Annotated in this window: 22 protein-coding genes and 2 pseudogenes; 16 read left to right on the top strand and 8 right to left on the bottom strand. The window is 57.3% G+C overall.

Annotated elements, in window-relative coordinates; genetic code table 11:
• The first annotated feature begins 3 nt into the window (after window positions 1–3).
• The 4 genes from AC0V6O_RS07925 (at window position 4) to AC0V6O_RS07910 (ending at window position 4,277) form a co-directional block, all read left to right on the top strand.
• Window positions 4–1,323: a hypothetical protein gene (locus AC0V6O_RS07925; protein ID WP_486143006.1), complete on the top strand. Its 1,320-nt coding sequence runs from the start codon at window positions 4–6 to the stop codon at window positions 1,321–1,323.
• Window positions 1,320–2,252, top strand: coding sequence for a hypothetical protein (locus AC0V6O_RS07920; RefSeq protein ID WP_486143004.1), 933 nt, complete (start codon window positions 1,320–1,322; stop codon window positions 2,250–2,252). Before AC0V6O_RS07925 ends, AC0V6O_RS07920 begins: the two co-directional genes overlap by 4 nt.
• Window positions 2,253–2,254: 2 nt before the next feature.
• The gene (locus tag AC0V6O_RS07915) at window positions 2,255–3,787 is read left to right on the top strand and encodes a hypothetical protein (protein WP_486143002.1); all 1,533 of its coding nucleotides are present in this window, start codon (window positions 2,255–2,257) and stop codon (window positions 3,785–3,787) included.
• A 196-nt stretch (window positions 3,788–3,983) separates the two neighbouring features.
• The gene (locus tag AC0V6O_RS07910) at window positions 3,984–4,277 is read left to right on the top strand and encodes a hypothetical protein (protein ID WP_486143000.1); all 294 of its coding nucleotides are present in this window, start codon (window positions 3,984–3,986) and stop codon (window positions 4,275–4,277) included.
• A gap of 63 nt (window positions 4,278–4,340) precedes the next feature.
• Here AC0V6O_RS07910 and AC0V6O_RS07905 read toward each other — a convergent pair whose 3' ends face one another.
• The 4 genes from AC0V6O_RS07905 to AC0V6O_RS07890 all read right to left on the bottom strand — a co-directional run bounded on the left by AC0V6O_RS07905 (window position 4,341) and on the right by AC0V6O_RS07890 (window position 7,390).
• The gene (locus AC0V6O_RS07905) at window positions 4,341–4,931 is read right to left on the bottom strand and encodes a histidine phosphatase family protein (RefSeq protein ID WP_486142998.1); all 591 of its coding nucleotides are present in this window, start codon (window positions 4,929–4,931) and stop codon (window positions 4,341–4,343) included.
• 136 nt (window positions 4,932–5,067) lie between these two features.
• Complete coding sequence (locus AC0V6O_RS07900) at window positions 5,068–5,772, bottom strand: FMN-binding negative transcriptional regulator (RefSeq protein ID WP_486142996.1); 705 nt, start codon at window positions 5,770–5,772, stop codon at window positions 5,068–5,070.
• 24 nt (window positions 5,773–5,796) lie between these two features.
• Complete coding sequence (locus AC0V6O_RS07895) at window positions 5,797–6,384, bottom strand: P-loop nucleotide/nucleoside kinase family protein (protein WP_486142994.1); 588 nt, start codon at window positions 6,382–6,384, stop codon at window positions 5,797–5,799.
• Window positions 6,371–7,390 (bottom strand): D-alanine--D-alanine ligase family protein, encoded by a 1,020-nt coding sequence (locus AC0V6O_RS07890; protein WP_486142992.1) that lies wholly within the window; start codon window positions 7,388–7,390, stop codon window positions 6,371–6,373. The genes AC0V6O_RS07895 and AC0V6O_RS07890 overlap by 14 nt, the downstream gene beginning before the upstream one ends.
• Before the next feature lie 239 nt (window positions 7,391–7,629).
• Here AC0V6O_RS07890 and AC0V6O_RS07885 point away from each other — a divergent pair, with 239 nt between their 5' ends.
• Both AC0V6O_RS07885 and AC0V6O_RS07880 read left to right on the top strand, forming a co-directional pair.
• Window positions 7,630–9,045 carry a hypothetical protein gene (locus AC0V6O_RS07885; RefSeq protein WP_486142990.1) on the top strand — a complete coding sequence of 472 codons (1,416 nt, stop codon included), beginning with the start codon at window positions 7,630–7,632 and terminating at the stop codon, window positions 9,043–9,045.
• A 71-nt stretch (window positions 9,046–9,116) separates the two neighbouring features.
• Window positions 9,117–9,752 (top strand): class I SAM-dependent methyltransferase, encoded by a 636-nt coding sequence (locus AC0V6O_RS07880; RefSeq protein WP_486142988.1) that lies wholly within the window; start codon window positions 9,117–9,119, stop codon window positions 9,750–9,752.
• A gap of 60 nt (window positions 9,753–9,812) precedes the next feature.
• Here AC0V6O_RS07880 and AC0V6O_RS07875 read toward each other — a convergent pair.
• Window positions 9,813–12,573, bottom strand: a pseudogene (locus tag AC0V6O_RS07875) (Rne/Rng family ribonuclease).
• Window positions 12,574–13,024: 451 nt separating this feature from the next.
• On the opposite strand from AC0V6O_RS07875, the gene AC0V6O_RS07870 reads away from it, so the two are divergent.
• The 9 genes from AC0V6O_RS07870 to AC0V6O_RS07830 all read left to right on the top strand — a co-directional run bounded on the left by AC0V6O_RS07870 (window position 13,025) and on the right by AC0V6O_RS07830 (window position 22,913).
• The gene (locus AC0V6O_RS07870; protein WP_486142986.1) at window positions 13,025–13,915 is read left to right on the top strand and encodes an N-acetylmuramoyl-L-alanine amidase family protein; all 891 of its coding nucleotides are present in this window, start codon (window positions 13,025–13,027) and stop codon (window positions 13,913–13,915) included.
• Between the two features lie 115 nt (window positions 13,916–14,030).
• Window positions 14,031–16,538: a penicillin-binding protein 1A gene (locus tag AC0V6O_RS07865; protein WP_486142984.1), complete on the top strand. Its 2,508-nt coding sequence runs from the start codon at window positions 14,031–14,033 to the stop codon at window positions 16,536–16,538.
• Window positions 16,539–16,639: 101 nt separating this feature from the next.
• A complete protein-coding gene (prfB, locus tag AC0V6O_RS07860; protein WP_486142982.1) occupies window positions 16,640–17,767 on the top strand; it encodes a peptide chain release factor 2 in 1,128 nt (375 codons plus the stop codon).
• Complete coding sequence (locus AC0V6O_RS07855; protein WP_472638738.1) at window positions 17,767–18,489, top strand: class I SAM-dependent methyltransferase; 723 nt, start codon at window positions 17,767–17,769, stop codon at window positions 18,487–18,489. The genes prfB and AC0V6O_RS07855 overlap by 1 nt, the downstream gene beginning before the upstream one ends.
• Window positions 18,490–18,745: 256 nt before the next feature.
• On the top strand, window positions 18,746–19,255 hold the full coding sequence (gene fabA, locus AC0V6O_RS07850) for a bifunctional 3-hydroxydecanoyl-ACP dehydratase/trans-2-decenoyl-ACP isomerase (protein WP_486142979.1): 510 nt from the start codon (window positions 18,746–18,748) through the stop codon (window positions 19,253–19,255).
• Window positions 19,256–19,280: 25 nt separating this feature from the next.
• Window positions 19,281–20,510, top strand: coding sequence for a beta-ketoacyl-ACP synthase II (locus AC0V6O_RS07845; protein ID WP_486142977.1), 1,230 nt, complete (start codon window positions 19,281–19,283; stop codon window positions 20,508–20,510).
• A gap of 44 nt (window positions 20,511–20,554) precedes the next feature.
• Entirely contained in the window at window positions 20,555–21,343 is a 789-nt protein-coding gene (locus AC0V6O_RS07840; RefSeq protein ID WP_486142975.1) for an enoyl-ACP reductase FabI, read from the top strand.
• 10 nt (window positions 21,344–21,353) lie between these two features.
• Window positions 21,354–21,815, top strand: coding sequence for a GNAT family N-acetyltransferase (locus AC0V6O_RS07835; protein WP_486142973.1), 462 nt, complete (start codon window positions 21,354–21,356; stop codon window positions 21,813–21,815).
• 42 nt (window positions 21,816–21,857) lie between these two features.
• Window positions 21,858–22,913: an esterase/lipase family protein gene (locus AC0V6O_RS07830; protein WP_486142971.1), complete on the top strand. Its 1,056-nt coding sequence runs from the start codon at window positions 21,858–21,860 to the stop codon at window positions 22,911–22,913.
• 18 nt (window positions 22,914–22,931) lie between these two features.
• Here the strand turns inward: AC0V6O_RS07830 and AC0V6O_RS07825 are convergent, their stop codons facing one another.
• From AC0V6O_RS07825 to AC0V6O_RS07815, 3 genes and pseudogenes are all read right to left on the bottom strand, one after another.
• Entirely contained in the window at window positions 22,932–23,177 is a 246-nt protein-coding gene (locus AC0V6O_RS07825) for a hypothetical protein (protein ID WP_486142969.1), read from the bottom strand.
• 109 nt (window positions 23,178–23,286) lie between these two features.
• Window positions 23,287–24,096, bottom strand: a pseudogene (locus tag AC0V6O_RS07820) (ammonium transporter); the annotation flags it as partial.
• 260 nt (window positions 24,097–24,356) lie between these two features.
• On the bottom strand, window positions 24,357–25,379 hold the full coding sequence (locus AC0V6O_RS07815) for a 2-hydroxyacid dehydrogenase (RefSeq protein WP_486145550.1): 1,023 nt from the start codon (window positions 25,377–25,379) through the stop codon (window positions 24,357–24,359).
• A gap of 82 nt (window positions 25,380–25,461) precedes the next feature.
• On the opposite strand from AC0V6O_RS07815, the gene AC0V6O_RS07810 reads away from it, so the two are divergent.
• Window positions 25,462–25,944 (top strand): SH3 domain-containing protein, encoded by a 483-nt coding sequence (locus AC0V6O_RS07810; protein ID WP_486142967.1) that lies wholly within the window; start codon window positions 25,462–25,464, stop codon window positions 25,942–25,944.
• Window positions 25,945–25,947 lie beyond the last annotated feature (3 nt).

The raw sequence follows: 25,947 nt of genomic DNA, 5'->3' as shown, positions 1-25,947 counted from the left end.
GCCATGCAAACAGCTGCATACACGGCGCGGCAGGAGCCAAGCGATGGGCCAGCGCCCGTTCATGAAGGCGATGCCCCTCCAAATACACCGCAAGCCACGTCTCGACACGATGAAAAGCCGGAGGGCCTGAGCGACGAGGCCATCCGCCGGGTTCGCCCCATGGTGCGCGAAATGCTTACCCGCATTCCCGCCTATGGCGAGATGGAACAGCAAGAACAGCTCGATCTCGCCAACAACATGGTCAAGCTCTTCGCTTATGTTGATGACCCTAACAGCGTCGTCAGCGATGCGATGCAGGATCCTGCGCAAAAGGCACAGGCAGCTCGATCTCAGGCGATGAACCGCCGGCGTACCGATCCAAATGAACTCGTAAAACGCAACCTGGCGCAGTCACCCGGGTTTGCTGGCAAGGACTTCGAAGCTGGAGCAGCGCAACAAGGAACTGATCAATTTGTCCGCCTAGTTGATGAGGTCGACTTCCCCTCATTCGTTGGCGGATTGATCCAGAACGTTTTCGTAACAATCGTCGAAACGTCGATCGAACAAATGCGGGCCTATGCCGAGCTGGTAGCTAATGTAGCGAAGTCTGCCGAAGAATATATGAATGAGAATATCGGGGTCGGGCAGGCACGCGATTATCTGGTTGATCGCTTTCCCGACCTGTTGGATGTCAATGTCAATGTCGATGATGATGGCAATTCACGCCTCCTCGCCAAAGATGAAGACAATGACGGGGGGATGCGAGAAATTCACCAGTCCATGGGTATGTCCGGCCGACCGGTCGAGGATCTAAGCGACGACCAAGAAGAATTGCGGCTCGTCAATGGTGCACGGCTGATTATGGCACGTTCTCGTCAGCAATTGCTCGCTTCAATGGTGATGTTGGGAATCAACCGGATCGTGGTCACCGATGGCTCAATCACGGCGAAGGTGAAGTTCAATATGCGATCAACCGATCTGGCGGAGCGCGACTACAAGGCCTCGTCATATGATCGCCAGACAAGGCGGCACAAGCGGACGAGTTTTGGCGGTGGTAGCTTCCTTGGATTTGGCGGCGGAACTGTGAGCACCAACTCACGCAGCCATGTCGCAACGGTAAAAACGGGCGTGGATGAGTCTAGCGAATCGCGCCTTGATCTCTCGGCCAAAATGCAAGGGGAGGTGCGGGTCAACTTCAAGTCCGACTACTTACCGCTCGAGAAAATGGCGACACCGGAAATGATTGGCGCAATCCAGGGGAATGCAGCCCCAGCGTCTGACAAAGACAACCGGCAGGACGGAAGCTCATCTGGAAACATCGATAACGGAACACAATCGCCATGACCCGCGCCATCCCATTTGAAACGTCTGCCGCGTTAAGTGTGGAGCGTGCTGTCGAAGATGCCGCAAACTTGCTCCTTTCGGCTGAGGCGCATTCGGTTATGCTGTCCGAACTGGGCGTCATCCATATCCCACAGGCGGCGTCGGCCAACCCAATGCAAATCCGAGCTGTCGCGAGCCTCTACTTGGCATCGGCCCTTGAATCTGCGGGCCTGATCCAAGCGGTTGACGCGCTGACTCGAATGGTTCGCTCGGGCCAAATCATGCATGATCTTGGCGATGCAACCGGATTGATCGTCACATTCTGGGAGAACCGAAAAGAACGTGCAGCGCCAGAGGAGCGTCAGGCATTGTTTGCGAGCCTGTTCGGTTCCCCAGCGGATGTGGTGGACAGCTTCAGCGGTACCAACAATGGATTTGAAGAACGGCTTTTTGCGCTCTGCGAAGCAATTATTGACGCTGCAGATGGTGGCCCACTGGTTAACATGCGACGTGCGGCTCGGCGCTTATCCGAAAATTTGGTTCAGGCGGGCAATGATATGGTGCTGATAATGGCGCGCGACATTATTGCGAGTCTGTCCCGCTCCATTGCCATACTGAACCATCCAAAGATACGAACCGCACTTGGTGCTCGATCGCTTTGGCAATCCGTCGCGGCAATTGATCGCCGGCAGCGAAGGCCTGTACGACCGACTCTTAATCATTTGCGGCGAGGGCGTGCAGGGATGGTTCTTCTCGCTTGGTTGGGCGATTTTCTCGAACAGAAAGATGCTTCTACTCATCGCCCTACTGCAGATGCTCCAGTTCTGGCAGCGGCGCTCGACTGGGTGGATGAAACGATTACGCTTATCGAGGCGGTTGATGGATCGCGCCAAGCGCAGGGAGGCTCCGCATCTGAATCGACCGGCTCCTGGCTCGATCTTGGACGCTAGGCATGGCCAGCCAATCCTCCACGGCGGAGCAGCTCGCGCAACCTAGCGCTGCAACGCGCCAGGGGATCAAGTCGGTTTTATCTCAGGCTGATGGCTTTGATGGTGTGGATCGCCCAACGCGGCGTGAGATTGCTCACTCGCTGGTCCGCATCGCGGAAGCGGCAAAACTGCTCGAAGAAGATATTGACGCACAGCGCAATTCTGACGCGCCCTTGCCGCCGCAATTGAATGACAACGAGCCGGCAGGCGATAAGAAAATCCCGGCCAAGGCGATGAATGCCGGAGATGCCTTTTCCGGCACAGCAGTTGACCGAATAGGTCAAACCACTCGCAATGTGCTCGAAGCCATCTCATTCCCACGCTTTGTTGCCGAGTTAATCAATGGCGTCTTCAAGGCAATGGTGGACACCAATCAACAGCAGCTTCAGCAGTATCTGGAGCTCATCCGCGGTGTTTCCCAGTCACTCGATGGTTTCGCTTCACTGGGCGGCAATGATGACGCCGCGAGACGTTGGTTGGTTCAGCAGTTTCCCACTAGCTACGCGATTGATGGGCAGGACGAGGAAGAAGACGACTTCCCAAGCATAGATGATGATGACGACGCAGAACCTTTGCGGATCAGACCTGTTGGCTCGCCACCAAGCGAGGATGCGCTGCGCGCTGCTTTGTCGCTTGAGCATGACGCGCAAGTGCCAACGGGAGGTGCGGAATCACTCGTCCCTTTTGTTCGCCGCGCGCTTGCCAAGAATCGTCAGGGTATGCTTGCGACTATGATCCGCATGGGAATGCAGCGGATTGTCATAGATTCTGGTAAGATCACGGCGGGAATGCGGTTCCACATCGATGCAACATCTGCCGCGCAAGACCGCGATACATCATCATTTGATACGCGTCATTCGATAGCCGCGAGTGGGAAAGTGGGTTTCGGTTGGTGGAGTGCCTCCGCAAGTATGAGCTCGACGATTGGCTATGTCCGCACCAATGATACCACGACCAGCGAGGATCTTTCAGCGAGTGCGGACCTCACCAGCCGGGTCGAGCTCAACTTTCGGACTGATCAGGTTCCCCTGGACCGACTCGCCTCCCGTGAAGCGCAGAAAAGACTTGGGCAAAATTCGCTCAATCCCGACCGAGAGACAGAGTTGATGTTGCAGGCTGAAGCAGCGCGCCAAGAGCGATATAAGGCGCGCGATACCGCGCGTGCGAGCCGTCAAGCGCCGAGCCTCGCGCCAGGGCAACCATTGACCCCTCCCAATACTCCGAACATCGATTTAGATAACAATAGTTCAGCGACCAGGGCCAACAACACTGCCCAAAATCAGGGTGGTCAGAATGGAGTGAGTGCGCAAAACCCTGCTGCTGTGACACCGGCACGCAATCCTTCCGGTGCGACAAATCGGAATTCTCCTGCGGCGCCAACGCGCAGTACTCCTGCCACTACAACACCCAACACGCCTGCCGCGCCAAACGGTGATCCTCCGGCGGCAACGCGCACGCCTCCTCCTACAACCCAGCGTGGATCAAACCCCGGCTAACTTGTCCATAGGAGCGCTAACGATGCGTATCCAAGAGCACGAACCGACTGGCATGTAGCGCCACAATCGATCAGCTGATCAGGCAAAGACACGACAGGTGCGAAGCAGAAAGGAGTCTTGGTGGTGGTGTCGAACGGCACTTTTGCGACCTGCCTGTCAACATTTAGCGAACCAAGGCCCTAAGGGATTTGTGAAAATGCAATGCATGGTTGGGACCAGTTGCATTCAAGACTGGATGGAGGATCTAAATATCCCAACGCATTTCCTAATGCCTTTTGATGTTGAGCAATTTGCCGATGAAGACCTAGTCGATATCAGCATGCTTGGCGAAATGGTAACTGCAGAAATTGCCCCCGGCGCTGGAGAGCTCCTCCCATACCAAACTCCAGAGTTGTTTATCGCCCGGCTGCTCGACCTGGTTTCTGAGAAGCCCCGTGAAGCTTTTGTAACCCGGAAAGAGAATTGCCGAAACCGTCGCCATGGACGATAAACATGAGCGGCAGCAAACGGGCGTGAACAGCCGTCCCAAGCCTCTAAAAGAGCGAGTAAGCTCTTATTTTCTCGTGCAAGTTCGTGACGGTATTGCCTCTACGTCTCCGTCAGCCATGCGCCAAATTACATCTTGAGGGACGGGAAGTTCGAGAGTTTCTTCCTTCGATAGATCGAGGTAGACGCCTCGAATAATACGACTGAATAGACCATGGGAAACGGCGATTACTGATCCATTCGTGTTGGCTAGCCACTTGGCCGCGCGTTGACGCGCAGCATCATAGCTCTCTCCATCAGGCGAGCGAAAATACCAATCGAATGGAGTGGAGCCATCCAAGATTCCCGACCAGCGAGCCTCAATATCGATATGGGTTAAACCATCCCACGAACCGGTTGAAACTTCCTCAAGTCGCTTGTCGAATTGTGTTTTCGGAAAATCGCCGCAATTTTGAATGATTTCTGCGGTTTGGCGAGTTCTGCCAAGCGGGCTGGCAACAAAGGTGTCTATCTTCGTACCGATTTCGGCAAGCCGTTCGCCGATTGCTCGCGCCTGCATAAATCCAAGTTCGGTAAGAGCGGAGTCCAGTTTTCCTTGAAATCGGCCGGATGAGTTCCATTCGGTTTGGCCGTGACGAATGAGAAAAACTTCACACATTGTAGGCCGATATGACCAAATCTTTTGTACGTGGCAAGACAGCCCCTATCCCTACTGTAAAACCATAACGTGAGGGGTCATAAGATGAGCTGCTTCCTCTTGATCCGGCAGGAAGCTGATCTTGGCAAGGGAAGCTCTAATTTTGCAGAGTTTGCTCCACAAGCAGTGCCATAGCTCGCGCTTCTTCACCTCCGTCCTCGAGCAATCCTGAGATCACCCCCTTCTTGTCGCCTTCGGTACTAGTTTGGTTTGTTTTCCATTTGCCTTCTATTCTCGAGATCGGAATCTCCACGCCAATCACCCCTTGGAGTAGCTTGTCCAGGAAATTTTCAGGAGCATCGTCTAACGACCATGGCATTGACTGTATTCGTTCATGCTGCTCGCTCAGCGAACCTAAATGCCCCTCTAACCATTGACGATCTTCGATAAATTTAGGATTCCCATGGATCGCCACAGTCGCGTAGTTCCATGTCGGTACGGCCCGGCCGTGCTCCTTTTTGCTGGGGTACCAATTGGGTGTAATGTAAACCTGTGGTCCACGAAAAATCACGACATGCTGCATTTGCGCCGAGCTTTCCTTCCAAACAGGATTCGCTCTTGCAACGTGACCATACAGAGTACCAAATGCCCCCTCAGAGGCATCTAGGATGAAAGGTATATGGTCGACATTTAGACCTACCTGACCCGAGCTGACCCATGTGCCAAGTGGGTGCTGTCTGATCAGCCCATGCAACACGTCCAATCGCGTTTCTTCAAATGGCTTTGGAATGTACATTGGAGACCTCTGCGCATCTATTGCTGGATTAGTAAATTTCGGCACCGTTGGAAGGACTTCACCCATATTCTTAAAGGCTTGTGGGTATAATCAGGGGTTCAGTGTATTCCCCTTACTCACTCCAGGTTCGAACGACGAGCTCAGGAGTGCTCGCATTTCTCTGATTGCTTCATCGGCAAGAGCAGCGATATCGTCCGAATGAGTGGTGTCGATAGTTACGCAAGGGCCAAGGTTCAGCGGGCCAAGAGCTGCTAGCTCATCAAACTGCTGCGTCAGACTATCAACTCGCAGCTCATCGTTATGACCTTGGTGACGTTGCCTTTTCAGAAACCGTTCTCGGGCCACATCAGGTTCACACTTGCAGTGAAGCTCCACAATAGGGGCGTGAAGTTCAGCGATCCAATCTGTCGCAGTTCCGTAGGAGACAGAGAGGTCCCTCGGACGCCAAAATGACACTAAGACACCCGACGGCAATGCTTTGGCTTGATCCGCAAAAACCTCATCGCTTTCCCGACTCAGGCGTTGTCGGAGAGGCAAATCAACTGCCGAGAACTTATTGAATTCAGCTTCCAGTATGTCGTCCTTGTCGAGGAAGGGCCAACCAAATGAATTTGCGATAAGCCGCCCGATCGCCGTCTTCCCAGCGGCCGGTATTGGGCTGGAATCAGACGATCCCATTCCGGCGTAGGCCCTCGGCAATTATTGTTTCGATCAGGTCTTCCTGGCTCCACCCAGCCAGCTCAGCCGCGCGGCCAAAGACCTTTTGCGACCACAGATTGCAGTTGAGGTTGAGTTCCAGGAAGGTGATTTCGCCCGTATCCTCGTTCACTCGGAATTCGAAACGGCCATAATCAAACGGGCGGTATTCTTCCCAGCAGCGCTTGGTCAGCTCCGCAATCTTTGCGGTGAGTTCAGGGTGGTCAAAATGCTCGAGCGCATATTTCTGGCTACGGTCGACCAGATCGCGCTTTTCCTGATAGGTGCGCAGATGCGACGGGTCGGCCTGACGAAAGATCATCATGGGCAGGATTTGCGGCTCGCCATTGATGGTAACAACGGCCACTTCAACGTCGCTGCCGTCGAGGAACGGCTCGACAATCGCATCCTGTCCGCCATTGCTATCGTCATTGTGGATGCGTTCAACCGCAGTCTTCACGCCCGCCCAATCGCGCGCGTCACCCACGCCCCAGCTGGCCGAAGACGCATTGGGTTTAATCACATAGCGATCCGCCTTGAGGTATTTCACTTCCTCGATCGGGGCGCCTTTGCGGAAAATCGTCCACGGCGCGGTCGGGACACCGGCATCCACGGCTGCGCGCTTTGCCAGATGTTTGTCATCGGAAAGACCACGCAGGATCGGGCTGGCCCCAAGATAGGGAATGCCAGCGCGCTCACACAACAGCGGCACCAGCATCTCCGAATTGAAAAACCCTGCGCGGTTGAGCAGTGGAAAGACGAAATCCACGTCCTTTGGCGGGTCAAATAGAATGTCGAAGGTCTGCGTAATGGTCAGTTTCAGCCCAAGCCCCTCAAGCACCTCGCGCATCTCGCGGTGATACATGGCATGGTTGCCATCCTCCGGGTGTATCTCACCCTCCCACAGTGCGTTCTTTGCAAGGAACAGGATATGCGCGCCCTTTTTAACCTCATCGGGAATGCGCAAAGGGGTGAGCGTGTCTGTCATGTTTTCATGCCTAGCAACGGTATGGAGCCGCGCGTTTACGGCGGTAAGACGGGCGGCGCCAGCAGAAAACTTACCCGGGTAATCAACCGGTCCGGCGCGCATGCACTTCCCATCGCTTATGGGGATGAATATAGCAACGCCGGGTCGCGTTTAATAACCTGCGGGAATGGTCGCTCATTACAAAGATAACATATAACAGACCCGAAAACGGGCTTGATCGATCGCCAGCTTGTGACGCTTTGGTCTGCGCTCTGTCCTCTGGAGGGGACGAGCGGATCACTTTGCGAGCCGATAATGGCCTCAATAAGTACCATTCGGCGCCCTATCCGCGCGATGTGGTGGCTTATTCCTCCTCGACCGTCAACGATATCTCAGGGCCAGCATTTGCGCATCTCCTGATGTTGGAGGCGGCGCAGGATCGCCTGGGATATGCGGATCAGCTGGACGGCCTGAGGCGGCGGATCAAAGCCGCTTATTCCTTATCGTCCGAGAGCGAGATTGTGTTCGCAGCCTCGGGCACCGACCTGGAATATGTGGCACTGGCCAGCGTACATGGCCGCGCAGCGGGAGGGATCCACAATGTCCTGCTTGGCGCAGATGAGATTGGCAGCGGCTGTATCCACTCCGCTCATGGCCGATATTTTGCAGAGACCACGGCGCTGGGCATTCCATCAACCCCGCGAGAGGATATTGCGGGTTGTGGCTCAATCAGCCTGGTCGATGTGCCGGTCCGCTGCACCGAAGGTGTCGCTTGCTCTGGCGCGGAAATTGCCCAAAGCCTCGCGAGCGAGATTGAGCTTGCCAAAGCGTCTCAGCGTCATGCTCTGGTGCACATCGTCCATGGTTCAAAGACCGGGCTCGTGCTGCCTGACCTCACCGATCTCGACAGTCTACAGGCGCACTATGGCGAGCATGCGACCTTCGTCGTTGACGCCTGCCAGGCACGCATCACCAGCGCTGCGATTGCCGCCTACGTTGAGCGGGGGTGCATTGTTCTCTTGACCGGATCGAAGTTCATGGGCGCGCCGCCGTTCAATGGCTTTGCCGTGGTGCCTTCGGCCGTGGCGACGCGAGCAGCGCCGCTCCCCAAAGGGTTTGCGCAAATATTTAACCGGGCGGAATTTCCAGAGAATTGGCCGGGCGTGGATAGGCTGAATGAAGGGCAGAACCGCTCGCTCGCCCTACGTTTGGAGGCCGCCGTGTTTGAGCTGGAACGGTTTCAACGAATTGCCCCTGGCCGGGTCGAGATGATGATTGCAGCGTTTGACACGGTGCTTCAGGCTGAAATTATCGAACCGCTTGGCGTGAAGCGTGTGTTGCCCAATTTTACTTCTGCCAAGGGTGCATCGCTCAACCTGCCGATTGAAATGCGTACATTGGCAACCTTGGATGTTAGCATGCTGCCGGGCCTGCGAACCTTCGATGACGCGCAGGCGCTGCACAAAGAGCTCGCGCATGATGGCGTGCGTTTGGGCCAACCGGTCAAATGCGTACGGCAAGATGGCGGGTGGGGCGGGACATTGCGGGTCGGCCTATCCATGCCGATCATGAGCGCATGGGCCGCCATGAATGCAGACGAGATCGAGCGCCAACTCGCCAGCGACCTTGGGCTCATCGCGAAGAAATTGCGGGAAAAGACGCTCACTTTCGCCTAATCGTCGGCGCATGATTGGCTTTTGACAAAACTGCGGTACACTGCTGGCCTGTTGGTCTTGGGAGGGTGCCGATGGCTGTTCAAGAATGGTATGATGCGCATATTATGCCGCGCCTCGTCGGATTTGCCTGTGCGCAAGGCCAAGTGATGAAACGCCGCTCAAAGGTGGTGCCGCTCGCTCGCGGTGATGTGTTTGAGCTGGGCTGCGGCGGCGGACTAAACCATCAGTTTTATGATCGCGGTGCCGTCACCAGTTTTGCCGGGATTGATCCGCATGGCGCGCTGCTGGACCAGGCAAGAGCCGCTGCGGAGGCCAAAGGCTGGCCCGCTGATATTCGCGAAGGGGTGGGCGAGGCTATTCCCTTTGCCGACCGATCGTTCGACAATGTTGTGTGCACATTCACTCTGTGCACGGTCGAAAACCCCGCTCAGGTTATGTCGGAAATGCGCCGCGTCCTGAGGCCGGGCGGACAAGTGCTGTTCCTAGAGCATGGGCGTGCGCCCGATCCCGATGTTGCCAAATGGCAGGATCGGATTGAGCCAGTTTGGAAGAGGCTTGCCGGCGGATGCCATCTGACGCGGCCTATCGGTTCGGCCCTGCGCGGGGCAGGCTTTGATGTGGAGCCGCACGGGCAGGGCTATCTGCCAAAGGCTCCCAAGTTTGCGATGTGGAACGAGTGGGGCGTGGCGCGCAAGCCGGGGATGTAATTAAACGCCCCCGGCTCACAATTGTCGCCAACTTACTGACCGCAGTCAGCTAGGGCGAAGTTATTCGCCAAATGTCCGCTGCCACCAGCCACGCTTTGGTTTGCCACCAACAGCTGGCGCTTCCTCAGCAGAGTTCTCAGGCGCCGCGTCAGCTTTGGCCTTGGCAGGCGCACTTTCGCTGGCTGATGCCTCAGTGTCAGCCTTCGCCGCAGGCTTTTTCTTAGCACGCGGTTTGGCCGGAGCCTTCTTCTTGGCAGGTGCCTTTCTCTTTACAGGCGCTTCCTCAGCATCTGCCTCAGGAGCATCCGTCACTTCTGCGGTTTCCTCAGGCTTCTTTTTCGCCCGGGATGCCCGCTTGCGCTTCGGCTTTGCTTCAGCCGCTTCTTCAGCAGGAGCGTCTTCTTTCGGCGCAGTCGTATCGGCCTCTGCTTCTGGTTCAGCCTTCTTCTTGGCCCGCGAAGCTCGCTTGCGCTTCGGCTTTTCTTCAGCAGGCGCTTCTTCAGCCGCAGTATCGTCAGCTTGTACCGCTTCCGCTTGGTCTGAGCCTGCTTCTACGCCCTCTGATGCTTCCTCAGCTGCGTTGTCACCTTCCTTGCGGCGACGACCGCGGCCGCCACGACGGCGGCGACGCTTTGGTTTGTCTTCGCCATCATCATCGTTTGAGGCTTCACGACCGCCATCGCGATCTTCGCCATCTTCACTGTCGTCATTGGCTGCATCATCACCGCGATTTTCGTCGCGGTTCTTGTTGCGGCCGCGACCACCACGGCGACGGCGACGGCGCTTCTTCTTCGGCGCGTCATCATCGTCTTCGTCTTCGTCGAAGCTTTCTTCCGGCAGATCATCATCGTCATCTTCATCGACGATGGGCTCAAACTTAGGTGCGTGGGTTGGGCGCGGGCCAGCACTGGCTACGCTCATCTTCGCGCCTTCGTCTTCGCCTTCTGGGACGACTTCAACATTTACGCCGTAACGATCTTCAATCTCAGCCAGGTCGCTGCGTTTGGCATTGAGCAGGTAAACCGCTGCCTCCGTGCTTGCGGACAGGCGGATGATCGTGCCTTTGCCCTTGGCGGCCTCGTCTTCGATAATCCGAAGCGCAGACAGGCCAGCAGAGGATGCAGTGCGAACCAAGCCAGTGCCATCGCAGTGCGGGCACTCGCGGGTTGTCGCCTCAAGCACGCCGGTGCGCAGACGCTGACGGCTCATTTCCATCAAGCCAAAGCCTGAGATGCGGCCCACTTGGATACGGGCGCGGTCGCTCTTCAGAGCTTCCTTCATCTGCTTTTCAACTTTGCGGACGTTGGAATTGTATTCCATGTCGATGAAGTCGATCACAACCAGGCCGGCCATATCGCGCAGGCGCAATTGACGGGCGATCTCGCGCGCAGCCTCCAGGTTGGTGGCAACGGCGGTTTGCTCAATGCCGTGCTCTTTAGTCGAACGGCCAGAGTTGATGTCGATCGAGACCAAAGCCTCGGTCGGGTTGATGACCAGATAGCCGCCCGATTTGAGCTGAACCACGGGATCATACATCGCCCTCAGCTGATCCTCTGCGCCGTAACGCTGGAACAGTGGGACCGGATCGGAATAGGCTTTTACCCGGCGCGCGTGGCTGGGCATGAGCATCTTCATGAAGCTCTTGGCTGACTTATAGCCTTCCTCGCCCTCAACGATCACTTCTTCAATCTCACGATTGTAGATGTCGCGGATCGCCCGCTTGATCAGGTCGCTGTCTGAATGGACCAGCGACGGTGCGGTGGAGGACAGCGTCTTTTGACGAATCTCGTCCCACAGGCGCGCAAGGTAATCAAAGTCGCGCTTTATCTCGGTCTTGGTGCGGCTGATGCCGGCGGTCCGGACGATCAGGCCCATTGTCTTAGGCAGCGAGAGGTCAGAGACGACCTGCTTCAATCGCTTACGGTCAGACGAAGAATTGATCTTGCGGCTGATCCCGCCACCATGCGAGCTGTTCGGCATCAGCACGGTGTAACGGCCCGCGAGGCTGAGATAGGAGGTGAGGGCAGCGCCCTTGTTCCCGCGCTCTTCCTTCACCACCTGAACCAGGATTACCTGGCGACGTTGGATAACGTCCTGAATTTTGTAGCGGCGGCGCAGCGCCATACGCTTGGCGCGCACTTCGTCGACTTCTTTCGCCCGGCTGCGGCCCTTCTTGCTATCGCCCTTTCCGCCCTGACGGCGGCGGCCACGTCCGCGTCCACGGCGGCCGCGGCGCGGCTTGTCTTCTTCTTCTGAATTGTCTTCGTCAGATGTCTCGCCATCTTCGGCGTCATCCTCTGCGCTGTCTTCATCATCATCGTCGTCATCATCATCATCGTCGTCATCGCCATCGACATTGCCTTCTTCGATGGTGGCAACTGTGTCTTTTTCAGATGTGTCGATCTCTTCCATACCGTCTTCGGCGAGATCTTCTGCCAGAGCTCCAGCGGATCTCGTCGTCAGCGTCATATTCCTCGCCGGGGACGTTGCCTTCTTCCTCTTCCTCAGCGCGCAGACGCGCCTCTTCTTCGGCGGCCTCCGCTTCTTCGGCGAGCAAGCGCTCCCGATCATCCTGAGGGATCTGGTAATAGTCAGGGTGAATTTCGCTAAAGGCGAGGAAGCCGTGCCGATTGCCGCCAAAGTCGACAAACGCCGCCTGTAGCGAGGGTTCTACCCGGGTAACTTTGGCTAGATAAATATTGCCTTTGATCTGCTTGTGTTCGGCAGATTCAAAGTCGAACTCCTCAATCCGGTTGCCTTTTAGTACCGCCACCCGGGTCTCTTCCGAGTGGCGCGCATCGATTAGCATGCGCGTTGCCATTATGTTGTCTCCACGCGCCTATGGCGGCTCGGTGGCCGCTCATAAAACGCAATTTGTATGATGAAACGGCTCGCCAAATATCTTGGAAGACATTGCTAGAGCCGGTCGATTTATCGGATCCCCGAGCACCAATTGCACGGGATTTGATGAACGTGTCTGCTGTGAAGAGAGTGCGGGATTGACCAAACATTTGGCCCCCGTTTCGGCTCGCACAAACCGTCGCCAGCGCTGGGCGCTGCGACTGGAATTGCGAGGAGAAGCGTCTCGTCACTGCATCAACCTGTTAAGTGGCCTTGGCAAAAGGGTTCTGCCCAGGCGTCGAGAGCAAATTGGCGAGTCGCACCGGGGCTTTCCCACCGCGCCGGCCAATTTTTCGATGAAATCCTGTTAGCATCGTGGGTTAGACCCCGCAACCATATTGCGTTCTCCTATCACAACACACTACGCCATTATGGATATGTCACTGCGCACGCTGATCCTGATGGTTATCCTGCTGCCGGCCTTGCTGGTGGGCGGGGCGATAGCGGCGGGTGTGAAGATACCTGTCCCGCAATTGGGCCGCGACTATGTGCAGCGGATCAGTCTGAGCGGGGAGGGCGGACCAGTAGTCCTTCCAGATATCACCGGCCCGGATGATCTGACCCGCCCGCTGATCGTTATCGATGCCGGGCATGGCGGGCGTGACCCCGGCGCGGTGGGTGAAACCCCGGACGGCCAAGTTGTGCGTGAGAAAGATGTGACACTCGCAATAGCCCTGGAGTTGCGCGACCAATTGCTGGCCGATGGCGGGATCAGAGTGGCCATGACCCGCAGTGATGACAGCATTGTTCCGCTGGGCGACCGGCCAGAAATTGCGCGGCAATTGAATGCCGACCTGTTCGTCTCGATCCACGCCGATTCCGCCGGAGGGACGACCGATGTCTCTGGCGCGAGCATTTACACCTTGTCGTCAGAGGCATCAAGCGAAGCCGCCGCTCGCTTTGCAGCGCGAGAGAACGACGCCGACCGCGTGAATGGCCTCACCATTGAGGGACAAAGCGAAGAGGTAAGCGCGATTTTGGTCGAACTGTCGCAGCAGCAGACACAGGATAGCTCAGCCGATCTCGCCTCGCTTATCATACGCGAGGGCGATGGAGAGCTAGCCTTTGTGAGCACGCCTCAACGCTCCGCCGCATTGGCTGTATTAAGGGCGCCAGATGTGCCTTCAGTTTTGTTTGAAAGCGGCTTTGTCACCAATCAGGCCGACCGTGCGCGTCTAACCACAGCAGAAGGCCGCGCGACCTATGCCCGCGTTTTGGCCCGTGCGATCCGTATATACTTCGCGCGCAGAGCGGAACGATAACCGCGTCCACCAATCATCTGCTGATGCAATTCGACGACAAGCCGCAGGTTCATCGGATAATCAGGCACAAGGCGCTAGCGCCCGCAAAATCACTCATGCTAAGACACACGCAACTATGACTGAGTCCACCCAACAGACATCGCTCGAATATTTCCGCTATCGCCTGGGCAGAGACCTGAGCGCGGCCGGCGGATGGTTCAAGGCGAAATGGAAATCGAGCCTACTGTTTAAGCTGGGCGCTTTCGGCCTGATCGTGATGCTGCTCGCCTGGGTTGCTGGCTGGGTGTTTCTGGCGCGCGACCTACCTGATGCAGAGGGTCTGCTCGATTATGAGACCCCGCTGCCCACTGTGGTGCGCGGGATCGATGGCGAGATTGTCCATTCCTATGCCCGCGAACGCCGCGTGCAGCTGCAATATCCCGACTTCCCGGAAAAGCTGGTTGAGGCTTATCTTTCCGCCGAAGATAAAACCTTCTTCTCGCATGGCGGCGTCGACATAACCGGCACAGCCAATGCTGTGTTCGACTATGTAAGCAAGCTTGGCTCTGGCGACCGCGCGGTCGGCGGCTCCACCATCACTCAGCAGGTGGCAAAGAACCTGCTGCTGGGCGACGAATACTCCGTTACGCGTAAGCTGAAGGAAATGATCCTCGCCAGCCGCATCGAAGGGGTGATGAGCAAAGAGGAAATCCTCGAGCTTTATCTCAATGAAATTCCTCTGGGTCGCCGCAGCTTCGGCGTCCAGGCGGCAAGCCGCGCCTATTTTGACCGCGATGTGGTCGATCTGGAATTGCACCAAATGGCGTTCCTTGCGATCCTGCCAAAGGCGCCGGAGCGCTATGGCCGCGCGGCCAATGAAGAGCGTGCGCTGGAACGGCGCGATTTCGTTCTCTCGCAGATGGAAGAAAACGGCTTCATCACTGCTGAGCAAGAGACCGTAGCCAAAGCACAGCCACTTGGTCTGGTGCGCCAACGCAGCCAACGTTCGGTCGATGCGGGCTATTTCCTCGAAGAGGTCCGGCGCGAGCTGATCTCTGATTTTGGCGAGAGCGCCGAGGACGGTGAGAACAGCGTCTATGCTGGCGGGCTGTGGGTCCGCACTTCGCTCGATCCAGAGATGCAGGATGCCGCGCGCAAAGCTTTGCGCCAAGGCCTTGTGCGTTATCACGGCAGCCGGGGTTGGAGCGGACCGATTGCGACCATCAACTTCGATGATGGGGCGTGGGACAGTCAGCTCGCTAGTTCCAACATCAGCGTTAATTATGAAAACTGGCGCGTCGGTGTGGTCACAAACCGCAGCGGATCCAGCGCAACTATCGGCTTCTCCGATGGCGAAGAGAAACCGCTGAGCAGTCTACCAAACGCGCTCAAAGCAGGCGACGTGATCGCTGTTGTGCCCAGTGGCAATGGCTTTCGTGTAAAGGCCATTCCGCACGCTCAAGGCGGCCTGGTGGTTCAAAACGCGCAATATGGCCGGGTGCTCGCTATGCAGGGCGGGTTCGATTATCGCCTTTCCGACTTCAACCGCGCGACCCAAGCAGAGCGTCAGCCGGGTTCAACGATTAAGCCCTTTGTATATGCCACCGGCCTCGACCACGGCATGACCCCATCGACCGAAATCGATAACTCGCGCTATTGCTATTATCAGGGCCGCCGCCTGGGCGAAAAGTGCATTCGCGGCGGACGCGCAGGCGAGTTTCCTCTGCGCTATGGCTTAGAGCAATCGCAGAACATTATGACCGTGCAGATCGGCATGACTGCCGGGATGGATAATGTCGTTCAGCAGATCCAGGATTTGGGCATCGGCAGCTACGATCCCTATCCCGCCTTTGCCTTGGGCGCGGGCGAATCCACCGTGATGAAAATGGTTGCGGCCTATGCGGCGCTGGCCAATCACGGGCGCCTGAATGATCCGACCGTCATCGACTATGTGCAAGACCGCGATGGCAAGGTTATTTACCGCGCGGACAATCGCAAATGCGATGGCTGCAACATGCCGAAATGGGATGGCAAGCCGATGCCGCGCTTCGGCCTAAAGGGTGAGCAAGCGATGGACGCCCGGACCGCGTTCCAGACAATGCACATGCTGAAAGGGGTCGTTGATCGCGGCACCGCCACAGTTCTCAACGATCTGGGTCTGCCGCTGTTTGGTAAGACCGGCACGACCACCGGGCCAAAGGATGTTTGGTTTATCGGCGGCACGCAGGAGCTGATCGCGGGTGCCTATGTCGGGTTTGATACCCCGCGCAATATGGGCGGCTACGCTCAGGGTGGAACGATAGCGGCACCGATCATCAAGACGCTGATCCGCGAATCGCGCGACAAATGGTCTGACCTTCCTGCAATCGCGCCAGCAGGAGTGCGTATGGTCAGGGTGGACCGCCGCTCGGGCAAACGCGTGCTCGATGGCTGGCCCACCAATGACAAGCGTTCGGCCATTATCTGGGAAGCGTTTAAGCCGGATACTGAGCCAGAGCGTTCGACCCGAGCCGATGAAATCGCGGCTAAGCGTGATGAGATCCTGGAATTGATCAAGTCCGCTCGTGGCAGCACCAGCCAAGCCACTGAATCCAGCGATGGCGAAGTCGAGGACTTTGTCGAGGATCAAGGTGGGCTGTATTAGCGGCGCCTCCGCTCAATCCACCGCCGTCACTCCCGCTCAAACTTTACAATCACGGCCCGCCCGTTAATCGGGGCCTTCCAAACCACCGCAAAGGATTTGCCATGCGCGCAGAAGCGCAAGCCAATATCGACCGGATTGAAGCTGCGCTTGATCTGGTGCGCCTGTCGCTCGATTGGGAGCGTGCTTTGCGGCGCCTGGATGAGCTGAATGCTCGCGTGCAGGACCCCAGTCTGTGGGACAATCCCAAGGAAGCGCAAGCCGTCAGCCGCGAGCAAAAGACGCTCGAAACCGCGGTCGCAACGGTGCGCGATATCTCGTCTGAAATGGGCGACGCTATCGAGTTCATTGAGATGGGTGAGGCCGAGGGCGAAGAGGACATCATCAATGATGGTCTGAAGAGTCTGGAGAAGCTCGCTGATAGGGCCGATGCGGACAAGGTTCAGGCGCTGCTGTCTGGCGAAGCAGACGGCAATGACACGTATATCGAAATTCACGCGGGCGCAGGCGGCACCGAAAGCCAGGACTGGGCCGAGATGCTGTTTCGCATGTATGGCCGCTGGGCAGAGCGGCGCGGGTTCAAAATTGAAACAGTGGAATATCAGGCGGGTGAAACCGCTGGTATCAAATCCGCCACCCTGCTGGTCAAAGGCGAGAACGCCTATGGCTATGCCAAAACCGAAAGTGGTGTTCACCGCCTGGTGCGGATCAGCCCGTATGACAGCAGCGCGCGCAGGCACACATCCTTCAGCTCGGTCTGGGTCTATCCCGTCATCGACGATGATTTCGAGGTGGAGATAAATGAGGGCGACCTGAAGATCGACACCTACCGCGCATCAGGCGCCGGCGGACAACACGTCAACACCACCGACAGCGCGGTGCGGATCACGCACCAACCGACAGGCATCGTGGTGGCCAGCCAAAACGACCGCAGCCAGCATAAGAACCGTGCGACCGCGATGAATATGCTGAAGGCGCGGCTGTTTGAGCGCGAGATGACGGAGCGTGAAGCGGTTGCCTCTGGCGAGTATCAGGAGAAGAGCGACATCGGTTGGGGCCACCAAATCCGTTCTTACGTCCTGCAACCCTATCAGATGGTCAAAGATCTGCGCACTGGCGTAACCTCAAGTTCGCCCGATGATGTGCTGGACGGGGCGCTTGATCCGTACATCTCCGCCGCTCTCGCTCAGCGCGTGACCGGTGAGACAGTGGATGTGGAAGACGTCGAATAATGCGGATTTCGATTGCGTTTATCCTAGGAGCGGCGGCTACATTGGCCGGATGCATGCCGCAGGCAGAGCAAAGCGACAGGCCCGAAAGCGCGCTTGAGTTTCCGCTGCCTGATCGCCCGGTCTCAACCATCACCTCAAACCAGTTTTCCAACGAAGACGCCCGGGATAATCGCGGTGAGGCGCAGAAAGTCATGGACCTTGCCAATATTGGCGAAGGTATGACGGTCGCCGATATCGGCGCGGGCGAGGGCTATTACACCGTCCGCCTGGCGGAGCGTGTGGGGGACGCCGGCCGGGTGCTGGCTCAGGATATTGATCGCGATGCCTTGGAGCGGCTGGGCCGCAGGGTTGAGCAGGAACGGCTGGAAAACATTTCGATCAAGCTTGGCGAGGTTGACGATCCGCAACTACCGGGCAGCAGCTTTGACCGTATTTTCCTGGTGCATATGTATCACGAAGTCAGCGAACCCTATGCGTTCCTGTGGCGGCTGTGGCCTGCGCTGGCCGAAGGCGGTCAGGTGATCGTTGTCGACGCAGACCGACCGACCGACCGCCACGGCATGCCGCCCAAATTGCTGTTTTGTGAGTTTGATGCGGCGGGATACCGACTCATGGAATTTCTGGAAAAGCCAGACATCAAAGGTTATTTTGCGCGCTTTGAGCGGGCAGATACGCGGCCAGAACCGGGTAAGATAACAGCCTGCAGTCTGAACAAAAAATAGGGCACAGCCCAAATGTGACATTGTGTTGCACCATGCGCGAACGTAAACACAATCATGAAAAGCGCGGGGGCAAACTCGCTGGGGAGCTTTCATTGATTAGGGGACTGGAGCCGATCTGCCGCGCTAGCCGCGCCGATTGATCCTGCGAACTTCATGCAAGCATCGGTCCGGTGACCTTGCGCTCTTTAAATCAACAAGGTGGGGTGCTACGCGCTGCCGCGATCACAATGCCACAAGGTCAGGAGTACCGCCAAGGATGACAGATTTTCCAACCAGCTTTGACCGTGAAGATCTGCTTAAATGCGCACGGGGCGAATTGTTCGGCCCAGGTAATGCGCAATTGCCAGAACCTCCGATGCTGATGATGGATCGGATTACAGAGATCTCGGGCGATGGCGGGGAACATGGCAAGGGTCATGTGGTGGCTGAATTTGATATAAAACCAGACCTTTGGTTCTTTGACTGCCATTTTCCCGGCAATCCGATCATGCCCGGCTGCCTTGGCCTGGATGGCCTATGGCAACTGACGGGCTTCAATCTCGGTTGGCGCGGTTGGCAAGGACGCGGCTATGCGCTTGGCGTGGGCGAAGTGAAGCTAACCGGCATGGTCCGGCCTGACCGCAAGAAGCTCACCTATTTCGTGGATTTCACCAAGGCGATGCAATCCCGGCGTTTGACGATGGGTGTGGCGGATGGCCAGGTAGAGGCCGATGGTGAGGTCATCTATCAAGTTAAAGATATGAAAGTTGCGCTCTCAGAGGCCTAAGGGCCAGAGACGATAGGGGAAGATCATGCGTCGCGTTGTCATTACCGGACTGGGGATCGTTTCCTCGATTGGCACCAATCAAACAGAAGTGCTGGCCTCGCTGAAAGCGGGCAAATCCGGCATCAGTTTCAATGAGGACATGGCCGAACATGGCTTTCGTTCTCAAATAGCGGGTTCGGTGGATCTCGATGTGAAAGAGCACGTCGACAAGCGCACCCTGCGTTTTATGGGGCCGGGCGCGGCCTATGCTCATATCGCGATGGGGCAAGCCATCGCCGATGCTGGTCTGGAAGAGAAAGACGTTATCAACCCGATGACCGGCGTGATTGCTGGATCAGGCGGACCGTCGACCTCTGCGATGCTGACTGCACATCAGACTGTGCTCAAGAACGGCTCCACCAAGCGGATCGGGCCTTTCGCGGTGCCTAAGACGATGTCCTCCACGGTCAGTGCCAACTTGGCGACGGCTTATCAGATCAAGGGCATGAACTTCTCGATCACTTCTGCCTGTTCCACCTCGCTGCATTGCATCGGCATGGCCGCTCAACAGATCGCACTGGGCCAGCAAGACGTGATGTTTGGCGGCGGCGGCGAAGAGCTGGACTGGACATTATCCTGCCTGTTTGACGCGATGGGCGCGATGTCGAGCAAGTATAACGACACTCCGCAGCGTGCCTCCCGCGCCTTTGACGCAGACCGCGATGGCTTTGTGATCGGTGGCGGCGGCGCGATGGTTGTTTTGGAAAGCCTCGAACATGCGCAGGCACGCGGGGCAAAGATTTACGCCGAAGTCACCGGGTTCTGTGCCACTTCTGATGGTGCGGACATGGTCGCGCCATCAGGTGAGGGCGGAGAGCGGGCGATGCGCGGTGCTATCAAAACGCTGAATGAAGACCGCAAAGTCAGCTATATCAACGCGCACGGCACATCCACGCCGGTGGGTGATGTTGGCGAAATCGAGGCGGTTCGCCGTGTGTTTGGGGAGGGTTCAACTCCGCCGGTCAGCTCAACCAAGTCGATGACCGGCCACAGCCAAGGGGCAACAGGCGCGCAAGAGGCGATTTATTGCCTGCTCGCTCTCGAACATGACTTTATCATTCCTTCGATCAATGTGGAGACCCTCGATCCGGCGCTGAAACCGGAAGAGATCGCTACGCACTTGGTCGAAAATGCCGGGCTTGATACCGTGATGACCAATAGCTTCGGATTTGGCGGCACCAATGGTTCGATGCTGATGTCGAAATTTCACGGTTGAGAATTTAACGCAGGATTTGCTGCCAAAATTGAGGTGACATGAGCATGGGCGTCCTTGCAGGAAAACGCGGACTTGTGATGGGCGTCGCGAATGATCGCTCAATCGCCTGGGGTATTGCAAAAGCCTGCGCAGAGGCCGGCGCTGAGCTGGCTTTCACGTATCAGGGTGAGGGATTTGGTAAGCGGTTGGAACCGCTAGCGCAGAGCGTCGGTTCGGATGTCATGCTCGATGTTGATGTGACCGATGACGCCTCGCTTGATGCGGCCTTTGCCGCATTGCAGGAACGCTGGGGCACGCTCGATTTCGTCGTCCATGCCATTGCCTATTCCGACAAGTCGGAACTGGCCGGGCGTTTCCTTGATACGTCACGCGACAACTTTAAAAACTGCATGGATATCTCGGCCTACAGCCTGATCGAGGTTGCGCGCCGTGCGCATCCGATGATGGTGGAAAATGGCGGAACGATCCTGACGCTCAGCTATATGGGTTCGAGCCGTGTCACGCCCAATTATAACGTCATGGGCGTCGCAAAAGCCGCGCTGGAATCGGCCGTGCGATATCTGGCCGATGATCTTGGCCCAGAGGGCATACGCGTAAACACGATCAGCCCCGGCCCGATGAAAACGCTGGCCATGTCCGCAATTGGCGGCGCACGCAGGACCTACAGACACACCGATACCAATGCGCCCATGCGCAGCAACGCTACGTTGGAAGCGGTGGGCGGAACGGCGGTCTATTTGTGCAGCGATGCAGGCGCATACACCACCGGAGAGATCATCCATGTGGATGGCGGCTTTCATGTTCTGGGCATGCCGCAGCTCGACAATTTATGATCGGTGAGTGATGATCATTCGTTCTACAGACCTGAGCGAACCGGAAGTCATCGCGCTACTCGAATTGCATCATGGAGAGATGGAACAATTCTCTCCGCCTGGCACGTGCCATGTTCTCGACCTATCTGGCTTGAAAGCCCCAGAAATAGAGGTTTTTGCGGCGTGGGAAGGCGAGGCCCTATTATCAATCGGGGCACTGAAACAGCATGATGGCTTTGGCGAGATTAAATCGATGCGGGCCCATCCCGATGCGCGAGGGAAGGGTGCGGGCAAAGCTATGTTGGAGCACTTGATCAGCCGCGCCCGGGAATTGGGTTTCCCGCAAATCAAACTAGAGACAGGCGATGGCGGAGTTTTCGAGCCAGCAGTCGGTCTCTACAAGAACTTTGGGTTTGTGCCTTGCGAGGCCTTTGCCGGTTACACGCCAAGTGACTTCAACAAGTTTTACGCTTTGTCTTTGCGTGCCGGGTGAGGGCGTCCATTGAACGAAGTTAAACCTCAACGCCCCAGCTTTTTGAGCCTAGCAAGCGAGCTTTTGGCTCTGCCCAAGGTATTGGTTGCACCGCTGCGTTCAGTCGATCAGATGGAGCCGTTTGCCAATGGTAAGACCGCTCTGGTCATTCCCGGCATGCTTTCCAACAATGCCGCAACCGCCCTGCTCATCGCGAACCTGCGGCAGGCCGGGTTTGATGCGCATGGCTGGGAAAATGGTCTCAACACCAAGGTTACGCCAGCGCGCATCACGGCCGTGGAAGATCACATTGCAAGACTGTCTGATCAGACCTCACAAAAGATCATCGTGATTGGCTGGAGCCTTGGCGGGCTATACGCGCGGCTGCTCGCGCATCGCTTGCCGCATCATATCGACCTTGCTGTCACCTTGGGATCGCCGTTTTCGGGCGACAGCCGGGCAAACAATGCCTGGCGTTTGTATGAGGCACTGAACGATCACAGCGTCGATAATCCGCCGTTTGAGGAGGATTTGTCGGACAAGCCGCCAGTTCGCACGCTCGCGATTTGGTCAAGCAGGGACGGTGTGATCCATCCTGAGTGCACCGCCGGAACGCCGGAGCAATCGGACCTGCGGATTGAGCTGCCCTATAAACATTTGGAGCTCGCCACATCGCGTCGGGCCATACGCGAGGTGGTGGGTATTCTGCGCGAGGAAATGCGTGACGGTGCGCCTTCTGCATTAGCCTTGGCTCAGCTGCCGGTTCTGACGGACGAAGAGATCGCTCGACGGCTCCCTGTATGGTCGGTGCTGTCAGACACTTTCCTCGACACGGAGCTCGACGAGCATCACTATTTTCGCATCGCTGAGATGATCTCTGATGCGGGCTATTCCAAGGAAGAGCTGGAGACGATCTATCGCTGCGAGGTGGAGCCAGCGTTCTCGTTCAACCTGTTAGACCCTGCGGGCGAGTGGGCCGGGTGGCCGGAGGAATTCGTGCTTGAACGGGTGCTCGCAAGCCGCAAGACACCCGAAACCCAGGCCCGGCCGCGCGTCATCATGCACGACCATATCAAATCAGAATGGGTGAAGATCAGCCGCGCCTTGGACGCACTCTAACCGCTCTGCGATTGGGTCTCACTCAATATCCCAGGCGCGCTCACCGTGACTGGTCACATCAAGGCCTTCGATTTCCTCGTCCTGTTTGACCCGCATCGGGAAGAAAGCCGACACCATCAACGCCAAGATCGCTGTGCCAATCGCACTCCACAGCGCGACCGCGCCAATCCCGACAAATTGCGCAAACAATTGGCTGCCCATGTCCATTCCCGGGAAATACCCCGTTCCGCCAAGCTCTGGTGCCAGGAACACAGCCAGCAACATAGTGCCCAGCAGACCGCCCACACCGTGAACCGCAAATACGTCGAGCGAGATCGTCAATGTGCCATTTCAGCTTGATCAGCTGGATCGCGCCGTAACAAACCATTGAACCGGCCACGCCGAACAGGATCGCTGCGCCAGGCGAGACAAACACCGCAGCCGGTGTGATCGTGGCCAGGCCAGCAATCGCGCCCGTTGCCCAACCAATTGTGGTCGGCTTACCCAACGCAAGCCGCTCAACAAGCAGCCATGTGAGCGCGGCCGCGCTGGCAGCAATATGTGTGTTGATGATGGCGGAAGAGGCGTTGTCATTCGCGCCCAGGGCAGAGCCGCCGTTAAATCCGAACCAACCCACCCACAGCAGAGCCGCACCCGCCATCGTTAGCGCCGGAGCATGGGGCAACATCAGCTTCTTGGGAAAACCGTCGCGCCTACCCAGCAGCATCGCAACCAGCAGCGCAGAAACGCCAGCGGTGGTGTGCACCACTAGGCCGCCGGCAAAGTCGAGCGTTCCAAATTGGCTTGCCAGCCATCCGCCGCCCCACAGCCAATGCGCAACCGGCGCGTATACGACGAGGCCCCATAGCGCGCAAAACGCCAGCACCCAGGCAAACCGAGCGCGCTCTACCCATGCACCCACCATCAGGGCAGGGGTAATGACCGCAAAAGTCATCTGGAACAGCGCAAATGTGCTTTCAGGCACCAAAGTGCCTTCACGCACCGTACCCAGATTATCGAACATCAACGCGTTGCCACCGCCCATCCAGCCTGTTGTAACCGGGCCAAAGGCGATGGTGTAGCCGGCGATCACCCACAGCACCGAAGCAGCGGCGGCAATCGCGCCGCATTGCAAGACAACCGACAGCAGGTTTTTGGAGCGCACGAGGCCACCGTAAAACAGCGCAAGGCCTGGCAATGTCATCAGCAGCACGAACGCTGCGGAGGCCAATATCCATGCGGTGTCGCCAGTATCAGGCACCGCGACAGCGGGCGCCACCTCTTGAACCGCATCTTGAGCAGAAAGCGGCGCGGCAAGGCCCGCAGCAATAATGAGTGAAAGCGCGGTGCGCAGCATTGTTATGTCCCCCCAAGGCCGCGCAGTCATGCGGTCATTGCTCAAATTAATCCCTTTGCACGCGCTTTGTTTCAAACAGCGCTCAATATCAATGGCATTAATGCAACTTACCCCGCGATCAGCGCCTCTAGCACTTGATCTGGTGGGCGGTGTCCATCGGCCCAAAAGCGGATATTGGCGATCACCTTCTCCCCAGAGGCTTCGCGGCCCTCCGCCGTTGCGCTGCCAATATGGGGCAGTGTCATGACATTGGGGCTTCTGATGAGACGCTCATCAACCTTCGGCTCCTCTGGGTAAACATCAAGACCCGCACCCGCGAGATGCCCACTTTCCAGTGCGGCGATCAGCGCTTCTTGGTCTATTAACTCGCCGCGGGCCGTGTTGATGATGCACGAACCAGGTTTCATCAAAGCAAAGCGGCGAGCATCGAGCATATTACGTGTCTCATCGGTCAGCGGGCTGTGCAATGTGACGATGTCAGCCGCGCTCAGCAGATCATCCAGGCTTTCCGCATAGTTCGCGCCCAGCATGCTCTCGATCGCCACAGGCAATGGCTTGCGGTTGTGATAGAGAATCGACAGGCCAAAAGCGCGCGCCCGGTGCGCAACCGCCTGGCCAATGCGGCCCATGCCGACGATTCCCAGTGTCTTTCCGCCAAGCTTACGCCCCAGCAGGCCCGATGGCGCCCATCCGGTCCACTCGCCGCGCCTAACCAGTGCTGTGCCTTCGCGAATGCGCCGTGGCACTCCGATAATGCCTGCCATCGCAATATCGGCGGTGTCGTCGGTGAAAACACCGGGCGTGTTGGTGACGAAGATCTTGCGCGCTGCCGCAGCGGCCAGATCAATATGCTCAATCCCTGCGCCAAAGCTCGCAATCAGGCCCAGCGGCTCGCCTGCCTCTGCGATCATATCCGCATCAATTCTGTCTGTAACGGTGGGAACCAGCACGTCGCAGCTTTTCATCGCTGTGATCAAAGCATCTCGGCTCATCGGCTCGTCAGTGGTGTTGAGCTGACAATCGAACAGCTCGCTCATCCGCGCCTCCACAGAAGGCATCAACTGGCGGGTCACCACCACTTTCATCTCGCGCGCATTGCGGCGCTGGGTCTGCGCAGGTTCATTTGGCATCATCTAGCGCTAATGGCTTGTGGGCGCACAGGTCAAGCGCGCTTGAAGCCGCGTATCCAATGAAGCTATGGATGGATCTGTTATGAAACGATTTGTTGTCTCTGTCTTGGCCGTGTTGGGCCTGCTCGCTTTAGCGCCGCTTGGCGCGCCGCTGTATGCGCAGGACCGCGAGACGCCATATTGGGCTTCGATTGATTCTGAGCGGGTCAATATGCGGGTCGGGCCGAGCGTCGATTACCCGATTGAATGGGTCTACAAACGCAAAGGTCTGCCGATCAAAGTCATCCGCCTACGCGAAGGCTGGCGCCTGATTGAAGATCCGGATGGGCAGCAAGGATGGGTCACGCGCAGCCTCCTAAGCGCCGCGCGCACCGCCATGATCATTGGCGAGGGGCCGATTGACCTGCGTGCATCCGCCAGCGCCACATCCGCGCTCAGATGGCGCGCCATGCCGGGCAATGTCGGCAGACTGGGGAATTGCGAGGCTGGCTGGTGCGAGCTTGATATTGCCGGACGTACGGGGTGGGCACCAGAAGACCGCCTGTGGGGCACCGGCGCGCCCTGACCG

Source organism: Erythrobacter sp. JB2-19 (genome assembly GCF_057365005.1).
This window is presented reverse-complemented; position numbering and strand designations above follow the sequence as displayed.